This is a genomic window from Streptomyces sp. URMC 124, assembly GCF_051386455.1.
Lineage (GTDB): Bacteria > Actinomycetota > Actinomycetes > Streptomycetales > Streptomycetaceae > Streptomyces.
The window spans coordinates 18,261-30,088 of record NZ_JBPQTS010000087.1 but is presented as its reverse complement, the minus strand read 5'-3'; the positions used below and the strand labels follow the sequence as shown (position 1 = coordinate 30,088).

Sequence of the window (11,828 nt, the reverse complement as noted above, 5' to 3'; positions counted from 1 at the left end):
GGAGCGGGGGGTGGGGGAGCGGGGTGCAGGCGATGCCCGCCGCGGTGAGCCGTTCCGCCAGCCCGTCGGCCGTCGGGCGCTGCCCGGGCGGAAGTTCCCGTACGCGCCAGGCGGCACTGCCGTACGCCTCCCGCGCCGCCAGGAATTCCGCCGCCGCGAGGACGGCGGCGCGCGGGGCGTCCGCGGCGGGGATCAGCAGCCCGGGACCGTCCGTGCCGAAGCACACGGCGGCGCGCCCGGCACCGCTTGCGATCAATGTCACATCGGGCCGGAGGGCCACGATGTCGCCCCGCCCGTCGTCCAGTCCGAAGAGGAATCTGCCGGAGAGGCCGGTCAGGTCGGCGGAGACTCCGGGCACATCGTCCGCGCAGCCATCGGCGCAGAGGAGTCCGTCCAGCTCACGGGCCCATGACTGGACGTCGACGGGTGCCGCGCCGGTGTCCGGGGCGTCCGCTGCCGGACCGGAACCGGAACCGGAAGCGCAATCAGGGCCGAAACCGGAACCGGAATCCGGACGCCGGCCGTCCAGGCCGCACAGCGGCGAAGCCGCCACGTTGCGGATCCGGTCGTGCCGGTCCGACGGCAGCAGGCCGTGCCGCCGCAGCCGCCCGGCGACGGAGCCGCCGCAGCCGGCGGGGAGGCCGCGCAGCTGGACGTTGCCGCGCGAGGTGAGGTCGAGGTGCCCGTCGCCCAGCTCGTCCGCCACCGCGGCCAGCACCTCGGCCTGACGAACCGTCAAAAGACCTCCGGGCAGGCGGACACGGGCCAGCGCACCGTCGTCCGCGGTGTGCAGGCGCAGCGTGCCGGGGCAGGCGTCGCCGCGCTCGCGGACGGGCCCCGCGGCGCCTGTACCGGCACCGGAGCCGTCCCGGCCCGGGGGAGGTGCGGGGGTGGTGGACATGGCGGCGAGCATACCGACGCCCGTATCCGGCGCACGGCCCCGTACCGCACGCCCCACGCTCTTGCGCACCCGCACGCCCTCCACTCTCCCGTACCGCCTCCTGCCAGGGCTTTACTATGCTCAGCGGTGGAGCAGTGCCCGCTTTCGCGGGCGCCGCTCCGCCAAACGCCAGCGACGGCGACAGGGGAGGAAGCCGGTGAGACTCCGGCACGGTCCCGCCACTGTGAGCCCGGCACTCCCGCCGGGCGAGTCAGGAACTCCCGCCGTCCTCCAACCGCCCGGGGCGCGGACCCCGAGGAAGGCTTGCCGCCGCATGCGCACATTCCGGTGCCGGGCACCCCGGGCGACCCTCGAAGCCCTGGGGAGCGCCGCGTGATCCTTCTCCTGTCGACGTCCGACACCGACCTGCTCAGCGCCCGCGCGGCTGCTGTTCACGGCGGCCCGGTCCCGTACCGGCTCGCCAACCCCGCCCGGCTCGCCCTCGACGACCTCCCGGCCCTCCTGGAGGGCACCGACCTCGTCGTCGTCCGCCTCCTGGGCGGCGTCCGCGCCTGGCAGGAGGGCCTGGACCTGCTGCTCGCCGGGGACCGGCCCGTCGTCGTCCTCACCGGCGAACAGGCCCCCGACGCCCAGCTGATGGAGGTCTCCACCGTCCCCATCGGCATCGCCGCGGAGGCCCACGCCTACCTCGCGCACGGCGGCCCGGCCAACCTCGAACAGCTCGCCCGCTTCCTCTCCGACACCGTGCTCCTGACGGGCCACGGCTTCGAGCCCCCGGCCGTCGCCCCCGCCTGGGGCGAGCTGGAGCGCACTCCGCGCGCCCAGAACCCCGGCGGCCCGCTCGTCGCCGTGCTCTACTACCGCGCCCACCACATGAGCGGCAACACCGCCTTCGTCGACGCCCTCTGCGGCGCCGTCGAGGACGCGGGCGGCCGCGCCCTGCCGCTGTACGTGGCCTCGCTGCGCGCCCCCGAGGCCGAGCTGATCGAGGCCCTGAGCGGCGCCGACGCCGTCGTCACCACCGTCCTGGCGGCCGGCGGCACCAAGCCCGCCACGGCCTCGGCCGGCGGCGACGACGAGTCGTGGGACGCCGGCGCCCTCGCCGCCCTCGACGTGCCGATCCTGCAGGCCCTGTGCCTGACCGGGCCGCGCAGCGCCTGGGAGGAGAACGACGAGGGCCTCTCGCCGCTCGACGCCGCGACCCAGGTCGCCGTGCCCGAGTTCGACGGCCGCATCATCACCGTCCCGTTCTCCTTCAAGGAGGTCGACGAGGACGGCCTCCCGGCGTACGTCGCCGACCCCGAGCGCGCCGCCCGCGTCGCCGGCATCGCCGTGCGCCACGCCCGGCTGCGCCACATCCCCGCCGCCGAGAAGCGCATCGCGCTCGTCCTCTCCGCGTACCCCACCAAGCACTCCCGCATCGGCAACGCCGTCGGCCTCGACACCCCCGCCAGCGCCGTCGCCCTGCTGCGCCGCCTGCGCGAGGAGGGCTACGACTTCGGCGACGAGGCCGTGCCCGGCCTCGAGTCCGGCGACGGCGACGAGCTCATCTACGCCCTCATCGAGGCCGGCGGCCACGACCAGGACTGGCTCACCGAGGAACAACTCGCCCGCAACCCCGTCCGCATCCCCGCCGCCGACTACAAGCGCTGGTACGGCAAGCTGCCGCAGGAGCTGCGCGAGTCCGTCGAGCAGCACTGGGGCCCGCCGCCCGGCGAGATGTTCCTCGACCGCAGCCGCAACCCCGAGGGCGACATCGTGCTCGCCGCCCTGCGCCGCGGGAACCTGCTGATCCTCATCCAGCCGCCGCGCGGCTTCGGCGAGAACCCCATCGCCATCTACCACGACCCCGACCTGCCGCCCTCGCACCACTACCTCGCCGCCTACCGCTGGATCGCGGCCGCGCGCGAGGACGGCGGCTTCGGCGCCGACGCGATGGTCCACCTCGGCAAGCACGGCAACCTGGAGTGGCTGCCCGGCAAGAACGCCGGCCTGTCCGCCGCCTGCGGCCCCGACGCCGCCCTCGGCGACCTGCCGCTGGTCTACCCCTTCCTCGTCAACGACCCCGGCGAGGGCACCCAGGCCAAGCGCCGCGCCCACGCCACGCTCGTCGACCACCTCGTGCCGCCCATGGCCCGCGCCGAGTCCTACGGCGACATCACGCGCCTGGAGCAGCACCTCGACGAGTACGCCCAGATCTCCGCGATGGACCCCTCCAAGCTCCCCGCGATCCGCGCCCAGATCTGGACCCTCATCCAGGCCGCGAAGCTCGACCACGACCTGGGCCTGGAGGAGCGCCCGGACGACGACGGCTTCGACGACTTCCTGCTGCACGTCGACGGCTGGCTGTGCGAGGTCAAGGACGCCCAGATCCGCGACGGCCTGCACGTCCTGGGCGACGCGCCCACCGGCGAGGCACGGGTCAACCTCGTCCTGTCCATCCTGCGCGCCCGCCAGATCTGGGGCGGCACGGCGGCCCTGCCGGGCCTGCGCGAGGCGCTGGGCCTGGACGAGTCGGCGGCGACGCGCACGACGGCGGACGAGGCGGAGGCCGCGGCGCGGGCCCTGGTCGAAGCCATGGAAGCGGCGAAGTGGGACCCGGCGGCGGTCGCCACCGTTGTGGGCAGCGGTCCCGCGGGATCGGACGCCGACGCCGTCACCGCGATCCTCGACTTCGCCGCGCGCGAGGTCGTCCCCCGCCTGGCGGGCACCACCGCCGAACTCGACCACGCCGTCCACGCCCTGGCGGGCGGCTTCGTCCCCGCGGGCCCGTCCGGCTCGCCGCTGCGCGGCCTGGTCAACGTCCTGCCGACCGGCCGCAACTTCTACTCCGTCGACCCCAAGGCCGTCCCCAGCCGCCTCGCGTGGGAGACCGGCCAGGCCCTGGCCGACTCCCTCCTGGAGCGCTACCGCACCGACAACGGCGACTGGCCGCAGTCGGTGGGCCTGTCCCTGTGGGGCACCAGCGCGATGCGCACGGCGGGCGACGACGTCGCCGAGGCCCTGGCCCTGCTGGGCGTGCGCCCGGTGTGGGACGAGGCGTCGCGGCGCGTGACGGGACTGGAGCCCGTCGCCCTCGAAGAGCTCGGCCGCCCCCGCATCGACGTCACCCTCCGCATCAGCGGCTTCTTCCGCGACGCGTTCCCGCACGTCATCGGCCTCCTGGACGACGCGGTGCGCCTGGTCGCATCCCTGGACGAGCCGGCCGAGCAGAACCACGTCCGCGCCCACGCCCAGGCCGACCTGGCCGCCCACGGCGACGAACGCCGCGCCACCACCCGCATCTTCGGCTCCCGCCCGGGCACCTACGGCGCGGGCCTCCTCCAGCTCATCGACAGCCGCGACTGGCGCACCGACGCCGACCTCGCCGAGGTCTACACCGTCTGGGGCGGCTACGCGTACGGCCGCGGCCTCGACGGCCGCCCCGCCCGCGACGAGATGGAGACCGCCTACAAGCGCATCGCGGTCGCGGCCAAGAACACGGACACCCGCGAGCACGACATCGCCGACTCCGACGACTACTTCCAGTACCACGGAGGCATGGTCGCCACGGTCAAGGCCCTGCGCGGCAAGGCCCCCGAGGCCTACATCGGCGACTCCACCCGCCCCGAGACGATCCGCACCCGCACCCTCGTCGAAGAGACCTCGCGAGTCTTCCGCGCCCGCGTGGTCAACCCCCGCTGGATCGAGGCCATGCGCCGCCACGGCTACAAGGGCGCCTTCGAACTCGCGGCGACCGTGGACTACCTGTTCGGCTACGACGCCACCACCGGCGTCGTCCCCGACTGGATGTACGACAAGCTCGCCCAGACCTACGTCCTGGACCCGGAGAACCGCGCCTTCCTCCAGGAGGTCAACCCCTGGGCCCTGCACGGCATCGCCGAGCGCCTCCTGGAAGCGGAGAGCCGCGGCATGTGGGCCGACCCGGACGCCGCCACCCTGGCATCCCTCCGCGAGGCCTTCCTGGAGACGGAGGGCAACCTGGAGGGCGGGGCGGACGGCGAGTAGCGAAGAGTCCGGCGATCCCACGGCGCATGCCGGTCGCTTCACTTACTGTGCTGCCCCATGGGTGGGCAACCGCATGAGGACAGGAAGCGGCCGGCACGCGCCTTGGGAGTGACCTTCGCCGAGCTGATCGGGCCCTCTCCCTGGGCCGCGCTGCTCGACGAAGGACACCTGCGCTCACACCGTGCCGGGGAAGTGCTGTTACGGCAGGGCGACCCCGGCACGCACGCTCTCGCGCTGGTCCGCGGCGCCGTCAAGGTGACCCGCGTGGAGCGGGACGGCCGGGTGCGCGTGCTGGCCTTCCGCGGCACGGGCGACGTGGTGGGCGAGGCGGCGGCCGCCCACAGCGGGGTGGCTCGCCTGGCCACGGTCGAGTCGGTCTCCGCGTGCACGGTCGCCGTCGTGGAGAAGGACAGGTTCACGAAGTTCGTCGACGCGTACGGACTGTGGCCCGCCCTGCACGAGCACGCCCAGATCCGGCTGGCGGAGTCCGACAGCGCCCGGTCCGGCTACGGCGGCTCCTGCCGGCGCCTGGCCGGGGCGCTGCTCGCGCTCGTCGCCGCCGTCGGCGAGAGGCCCTCTCCCACCGGCCTGGAACTGGCCGTCACCCGGTCCGAGCTCGCCCATTACCTCGGCGTCTCCCGCAACACCGTCAGCAGCAGGCTGGCCGAGATCGGCGAGAACATCGTCGCCGGAGGGCGCAAGAGCATCGTCATCCACGACATCGACGGCCTGCGCGCGGTGGCAGCCGATGCGGGTGAGTAGCGAGTGAGTGACACAGGCCACAAGCGTTGTGCACTCGCGGTGCACAACGCCGGCGGCGGCTCCACGAGCATCTGAGGCACCCGCCCGGCGCCCTTCCGGCGCGCCGGGCCCCGCCTCGGACACAGGAGTCGCCCATGCCCAGCACCGGACTTCCCCCCGGCGGCCCGGCCCCGTGGAGCATCAGCCGTGACCTGCCGCCCTACCGCGGGATCCTGGCCGTGGACGCCAAGGACTTCACCGGCAGGCCCGCGGTCGAACACGTCACCATCACGACCCTCATTCCGCAACTCCTCCGACAGGCCCTCGAGCGCGCCGGTCTGGGGCAGCTGTGGCAGGACCAGAGGTTCGCCAACAACACCGGCGACGGATTCGTCTTCGGCTTCGACCCCACGGCACTCCCGCGAGTGATCCACCCTTTCTTGGCCGAACTCCAGGAACTGCTCACCGACTACAACATCCACGCCACGGCCACCGGCCGCCTCCGCCTGCGCGTCAGCCTCCACGTCGGGCCGCTGCCCGACGCCGGGGCGCCGGGCGACGGCAACGGCACACCCCGCAACGACACCCACCGGCTCCTCGACTCGCAGCCGGTCAAACTGATGCTGGCGGGATCCAGCGAGCACACCACCCACGTCGCCGCGATCGTCTCCCAGCGCGTCTTCGAGGACGCCGTCCTCTCCGGCTACACGCGGCTGCACCCCGACCGCTTCATCGAGGTGGCGGCCACGGTCCAGGACAAGAACTTCCAGCAGCGCGCCTGGCTGCACGTTCCTGCTCCCTCGGGGAGTCTCTACGACCGGGGACTTCTGGGCGAACAACCGGTCTCGGGCGCGCCGTCGGCCTCCGACGACGGTGCTGCACCGGCTGAAGCCCCCCGGCCCCCGGCCGCGCAACCCGGTACCGGCAGCACCATCACGTATCACCACAACCGGGGCTTTGTCTCGCACGGGGACGTGCACGGAGGCCAGCACCAGACCAACAACTACGGTGACGGGACGGCGTGATGAACCCCCCGGAACCAGCCGGGCCGCCTCCCGTGCCGGACGAGGCGAGCGCGGCGTTCACCCAGCACTTCCACAACATCAACATCTGGGGCAACCAGGGCTTCGTGAGCCTGGCGGGCATGGTCCGCGGCGGCCAGCACCTGCGCTCCGGCCCGGACGGCGGCCCCGGCGACGCACCCCCCGCCGACACCGTGGAGCGGCGCGAGGGTGACATCTCCACCGAGCGGACCACGGCGGCCATGAGCGGCTTCGCCGAACCGGCTTGGTTTCCCGAGGCCCTTCGGAAGCTCGGCACCCGTATCGTCTTCCTCGTCGGCGAGCCGGGCAGCGGCCGCCGGACGGCGGCGCTGAACCTGCTGCAGCGGCACACGCGGAGCTTTGCGCTGCGCGCCGTCGACTCCGACGCGGACCTGGCCGCCTGGAGCGCGGGCGGCGCCGGCGCCCGCGGCTACCTGATCGACGGCCTGCTGGAGGCGAGGACCCTTGCCCTGGGCAGCATCGGATTCGAGAACCTGAGGAGGCAACTCGACAGGGCGGACGCCTGCATGGTCATCGTCATCGACCGCACGCCGCAGGTGCTGGCCCACCTCGGCGACGTTCTCCACACCGACCCCGTGCGGGCTTCGGCGCCGCCCCCGCGCGCGGTCCTGGACGCCAAGCTCGCCACCGTCTTCCCCGACGTGGAGCGGCGGCGGTCCGTCCTTGCGGCGCTCCCGGCGGGCTTCCTCGACGACACCATGCAGCCGTCACTGAAACCGGCCCAGGTCGTGGAGATCGCCACCGAGATCGTCCGCGTCGCCGAAGGCGAGGTGAGACCGGAAGATATTGGCGAGCACCTGAGCCTGAACGCCGTCGACCGGGCGCCCGGCCTGCTCAACTTGGTGCGGGGCAACGCCCAGGATCTCGCCCTCCTCCTCGCCACCTGCGTCTTCGAGCACTTCGACCACACCGTGGTGGAGGAGGAAGCCGAGCGACTTCTGACGGTCGCGGACGGACGTCTCGACGTGACCGTGCCGGAGCCCGGGGACGGCAGCGCCCGGCCGTTCAACCCCGGCTTCGTCTTCCACCGGTCCCGCAACGAGCGACTCGCCGCCATCGGGGCGCAGCGCGCGCCCCGGGAGGTCCACAACACCTCCGCCTACAGCTACGTGACCGTACCTGTGGCCTTCACCCGCCACCTGCAGGGCCGGGCTGTGCTCGACCACGTCTGGCACGAGCACCGCGAAGCCGGTGAACTGCTCGTGGAATGGCTGCGGCAGACTCCGGAGGGCCATCACCGGGCCGACCGGGCCGGGTTCGTCCTCGGTCAGCTCGCGCAGTGGAGCTCCGGTCACCGGGCGCTCGCTCCCATCGAGCAGCTGGCCGCCTCCGAACGGCCCGGCCACTGGCGGATGGCCGCCCGCGCATTCGGTGCCGCATCGGCCGACCCCGTACTCGCCACCGCTGTCAAGAACCGTCTGCGCGGCTGGTCCCGGGCGGCCTCCGAGTCGCTGCGCTGCACGGCGGCACTGACCTGCGCCACGGAATTCGGGCTGGCGCGCCCGGAGCTGGCGCTGAACCTGCTGCACACCGCGGTGACGGCGCGCGACGACGGCTCCGCCGCCGTCGACTCCGCCGTCCGGCGGGCGTTGCTGTCCCTGTTCGCCGAACCTGCCCTCCGGCCACGGTTGGTCGACGTCCTCCTCCAGTGGTCGCGCTCCGCAGGGGCATCCAGGAGTGCGGCATGCGCGGCCGTCGCCCAGTTGCTGAAGACGGCGGCCACCACGCGGGAGCCGGGGGAGTGGTGGAGTGCTCACCTGCTCTCCGGGGACGCACCCGCGGGGGCGGAACTCATCCGCTCCGCGCTCATGGAACCGACGAGCTTCGACACGGCCCGCGCCGCCCTCCTGGAATGGCAGCGCCGCGCAACCACCGACCCCCGCCGCGCACCGGCCGTGGAACGGCTGGTCGACGGGCTGGCCCGGCACCTGCGCGGCGGGGTCTTCCGGCTGTTCACCGACCTGGAACGGGCCGCGCCGGCCCCCGGCGCCGAACGCGCCGGCCTGGCCCTCGCGCAGTGGCGCGGGACAGGCGCCACACCACAGAGAGGCCACGCATGACCACGACCACGTACCACCCCGTCGCCGTTCCGGCCGCCCCGCTGTGGACCCGGAGCCGGCGCAGCCCTCTCCGGGAGCTGATCCGCTTCAGGCTGTCGCACCCGGACCACGCCGCCCTGGTGCTGGTCGAGCCCGACGGCCGCGCCGGGGCCGAGCCCTCGGGCCGGTTGTCGCTGCTGAAGGCCGTGACGGGCGGATACGAGGAGGCCTATGTCGTCGACACCGGCCCCCGTACCGGGATGTGGCAGCTGCCCGTCGGCGCCGAACCGGCCGTTCTGGAGGTCACCTGGTGGGTGGCCGACCCGGCACAGGCCGTGCTGTCCGGTCCCGGCCCCGCCGACCCCTGGGCCACCGTCAGCGGTCACTTGGACCGTTTGCTCCACGCGATGGCGGCCCGGACCCGGTCCGTGGGCCAGGAGCTGACTCCGCAGCACGTCGCCCAGTACTTGTCGAGGCCGCAGCCGCTGGAGGGCACGGGCCTGGTCTGCTGCGTGGAGACCACGGTGCCGGTGTTCGACCAGCCCGGTCCCACCGTCGGCACCGGTGCACCTCCGCAGCTGTGGTCGCCGCAGCGGCGCGAGGAGTACGAGTTCTACCTCCAGGCGGTCCGTACCGGCCCCGACGCGCTCGCCGCCCTGTGGTTGCTGCGCCATCCGGACGAGGTGCAGAAGGTCCTGGAATGGGTCAGCGACCACCCGCGGGCCGGTGAACCGGCGCCCCGTGAGGACGACATCGTGTGCCGCGCCCTCGACGGGCTCTCGGCGGAGGAGCGGGAGCAATTGGCCAAGGTCGTCGTCGAGCGCATCCACGCCATGACGGCACCGGAAGAACCGGCACGAGCGGAAGGAGAAGTCTGATGCCCGGCGATAAGTACTACCGGCGCGGGCACTGGGTGCGGGTGCCCGCTCCGCGGCGCCGTACGAGCAGTGCGTGGTTCGGCCTCGCGCTCGCGGCGTTCCTCGGCTGGGGCCTGCTGAACGGATGCACGGCGGAGGAGGCGGACGCGCCCCACGGGCCGCGGCCCTTACCCTCGGCGGGCTCGCCGGAGTCCCGGTGATACCGCGGCGGGCCCCGGCCGGGCGGCGGTTGCGGCTGCCCCGTACCCGGGCCGAGACGGCGGCCGCGATCGTCGCGCTCCTCTTCCTCGTGCTGATCGTGCACCGTCTGCTCGGGCTCCTCGCCGGGCTCGACGCGTACGCGTGGCTCCTTCTCGCCGTCCTTGCCGTGGTCATCCTGGCGGGAGCTGCCTACTGGTGGCTCCTCGCCGCCGGGGGCAGCCGGGCCCGGTACCGGGGCGGCAGGAGTCCGGGGCCGCTCCGGCTGTCCCTGCAGCACGTGGACGCCCTGTCCCCGGGAGAGTTCGAGCTGGCGGTCCGGGACCTGATGGCGCGGGACGGCATCGCCGCACGGCACATCGGCAGCCGGGGCGACCAGGCGGCCGACGTCATCGGCAGGGACCGGAGCGGCCGGGTGTTCGTGGCCCAGTGCAAGCACACCGCGACCGGCGGGCGGGTGGGTTCCCGTGTGATGTACGAGGTGAAGGGGACGGCCGGGCCCGTGCACGGTGCCGACGTGGCCGTGGTCGTGACGAACGGCGGCTTCACCCGTGACGCGCGGGCCTGGGGCGAGCGCCACGGCATCCACTGCGTGGACCGGGACCGGTTGCGCGAATGGGCCGAGGGACGCCGCAGTCTGGTGGCGCTGCTGGGGGTGCGTGAGGGGCCGTCAGGGCACCGGTGAGAGTTCCACCGTCACGGTGGGGGGTGTCGCGGGGTGGCTCTTGGTGGTGAGCCAGTCGCCCGGGGTGATTATTCCGGAGGCGTCGTGGTCCGCGTGGGCGCGGATCGTGTAGTGGGAGCCCGGGGGCGGCTGGGGGTAGGTCAGGCGTACGCGGGGGTACGGGGGGTGGTCCAGGCGGATGCGGGTGAGGTGGGCGTGGGCCACTGTGCGGGACGGGGCGTCGGCCCGGCTCGTGTCCTCCACGGTCACGTGGAGGGTCAGGGGGGCCCGGGGCGCGGTGGTGCCCGGTGCCAAGGTCACTTCCACTTCGATTTCCGTGGGGTCCGCAACGGACATACGCCTCACCTCTTGTCAGACAGCATATCTCTCAGTATTTTCCGGAATTGAGACCTATAAGGGTGACGGAAGTCGGGGTGGAACCCATGTCCCCTGCCGAGACCAATGATGCCGGAGCGGGCCGCGGTGAATTCCGTTCGCCGCCCGCCGCGAAGACGGTGAAGACCGCGCTGATCGCCGGCGCCACCTTCGGAATCCGGGCCGTACAGTACGTCGAGATCGACGGACTGGCCGTATTCGAGGGCGATATCGTCCTCGGTACCGCGGCCGAGGTCGAACAGCGAACGGAGGCGGCGAAATTCCATCCGGAAAAGGGGCTGCCGCAGTCGGCGGTGGTCGTCGTCGGGCCGGGCGTCCGCTGGCCGAACCACGTGGTGCCCTTCGAGATCGACCCCGCGCTGCCGAACCAGCAGCGGGTCACCGACGCCGTCGCGCACTGGGAGGCCCGCACGCAGATGCGCTTCCCGCGGCGCGCCGGGCAGGCGGACTACGTGCGGTTCGTGCCCGGCAACGGCTGTTCGTCGTTCGTCGGCCGCCGGGGCGGCCGCCAGGACATCACCCTCGGCGGTAACTGCAGCACGGGAAACGCCATTCACGAGATCGGGCACGCCGTGGGGCTGTGGCACGAGCAGAGCCGCGAGGACCGGGACCGGTTCGTGACGATCCATTTCGAGAACGTCATCGCCGGTTTCGAGCACAACTTCGACCAGCACATCGCGGACGGTGACGACGTCGGTCCCTACGACTACGGCTCGATCATGCATTACCCGAGGGACGCGTTCTCCCGGAACGGTCTGGACACCATCACACCCACCGACCCCCATGCCGTCATCGGCCAGCGGATCGGGCTCAGTCCGCGGGACATCGACGCGGTCCGTGCGATTTTCGATCCGGCGCCGGCGTGAGGGAAGGGCGAGGCCGGGCCCGGTAATGGGCCCGTAACCCCGGGTACTTCGAGTTGGGCCCCCGGCCGGTGAT

General features: G+C 73.1%; 8 protein-coding genes, 1 pseudogene and 1 riboswitch. Of the genes and pseudogenes, 8 read left to right on the top strand and 1 reads right to left on the bottom strand.

Annotated features, from left to right (window positions below; all coding sequences use genetic code 11):
- Positions 1-901, bottom strand: a pseudogene (locus ACSNOG_RS19270) (hypothetical protein); the annotation flags it as partial.
- Between the two features lie 186 nt (positions 902-1,087).
- A riboswitch (cobalamin riboswitch) is annotated at positions 1,088-1,161 on the top strand.
- Positions 1,162-1,273: 112 nt separating this feature from the next.
- Between ACSNOG_RS19270 and cobN the strand changes: the two are divergent.
- From cobN to legP, 8 genes are all read left to right on the top strand, one after another.
- Positions 1,274-4,909 (top strand): cobaltochelatase subunit CobN, encoded by a 3,636-nt coding sequence (gene cobN / locus ACSNOG_RS19265; RefSeq protein ID WP_436753898.1) that lies wholly within the window; start codon positions 1,274-1,276, stop codon positions 4,907-4,909.
- Between the two features lie 57 nt (positions 4,910-4,966).
- On the top strand, positions 4,967-5,671 hold the full coding sequence (locus tag ACSNOG_RS19260) for a Crp/Fnr family transcriptional regulator (RefSeq protein WP_436753897.1): 705 nt from the start codon (positions 4,967-4,969) through the stop codon (positions 5,669-5,671).
- A gap of 134 nt (positions 5,672-5,805) precedes the next feature.
- Entirely contained in the window at positions 5,806-6,675 is an 870-nt protein-coding gene (locus ACSNOG_RS19255; RefSeq protein ID WP_436753896.1) for a hypothetical protein, read from the top strand.
- Positions 6,675-8,774: a hypothetical protein gene (locus ACSNOG_RS19250; RefSeq protein WP_436753895.1), complete on the top strand. Its 2,100-nt coding sequence runs from the start codon at positions 6,675-6,677 to the stop codon at positions 8,772-8,774. The genes ACSNOG_RS19255 and ACSNOG_RS19250 overlap by 1 nt, the downstream gene beginning before the upstream one ends.
- Positions 8,771-9,631, top strand: coding sequence for a hypothetical protein (locus ACSNOG_RS19245; protein ID WP_436753894.1), 861 nt, complete (start codon positions 8,771-8,773; stop codon positions 9,629-9,631). Before ACSNOG_RS19250 ends, ACSNOG_RS19245 begins: the two co-directional genes overlap by 4 nt.
- The gene (locus ACSNOG_RS19240; protein WP_436753893.1) at positions 9,631-9,831 is read left to right on the top strand and encodes a hypothetical protein; all 201 of its coding nucleotides are present in this window, start codon (positions 9,631-9,633) and stop codon (positions 9,829-9,831) included. Before ACSNOG_RS19245 ends, ACSNOG_RS19240 begins: the two co-directional genes overlap by 1 nt.
- Positions 9,828-10,514, top strand: a complete 687-nt coding sequence (locus ACSNOG_RS19235) for a restriction endonuclease (protein ID WP_436753892.1) — start codon at positions 9,828-9,830, stop codon at positions 10,512-10,514. The genes ACSNOG_RS19240 and ACSNOG_RS19235 overlap by 4 nt, the downstream gene beginning before the upstream one ends.
- A gap of 422 nt (positions 10,515-10,936) precedes the next feature.
- Positions 10,937-11,755, top strand: coding sequence for a Dot/Icm T4SS effector Zinc-dependent metalloprotease LegP (gene legP, locus ACSNOG_RS19230; RefSeq protein ID WP_436753891.1), 819 nt, complete (start codon positions 10,937-10,939; stop codon positions 11,753-11,755).
- The last annotated feature ends 73 nt before the right edge of the window (positions 11,756-11,828 follow it).

Bases quoted from the DNA above. Each gene is read 5' to 3' on its own strand.
- ACSNOG_RS19240 (WP_436753893.1), top strand. From the start codon at position 9,631: ATGCCCGGCGATAAGTACTACCGGCGCGGGCACTGGGTGCGGGTGCCC.
- ACSNOG_RS19245 (WP_436753894.1), top strand. From the start codon at position 8,771: ATGACCACGACCACGTACCACCCCGTCGCCGTTCCGGCCGCCCCGCTG.
- ACSNOG_RS19250 (WP_436753895.1), top strand. From the start codon at position 6,675: ATGAACCCCCCGGAACCAGCCGGGCCGCCTCCCGTGCCGGACGAGGCG.
- legP (WP_436753891.1), top strand. From the start codon at position 10,937: ATGTCCCCTGCCGAGACCAATGATGCCGGAGCGGGCCGCGGTGAATTC.
- ACSNOG_RS19260 (WP_436753897.1), top strand. From the start codon at position 4,967: ATGGGTGGGCAACCGCATGAGGACAGGAAGCGGCCGGCACGCGCCTTG.
- ACSNOG_RS19255 (WP_436753896.1), top strand. From the start codon at position 5,806: ATGCCCAGCACCGGACTTCCCCCCGGCGGCCCGGCCCCGTGGAGCATC.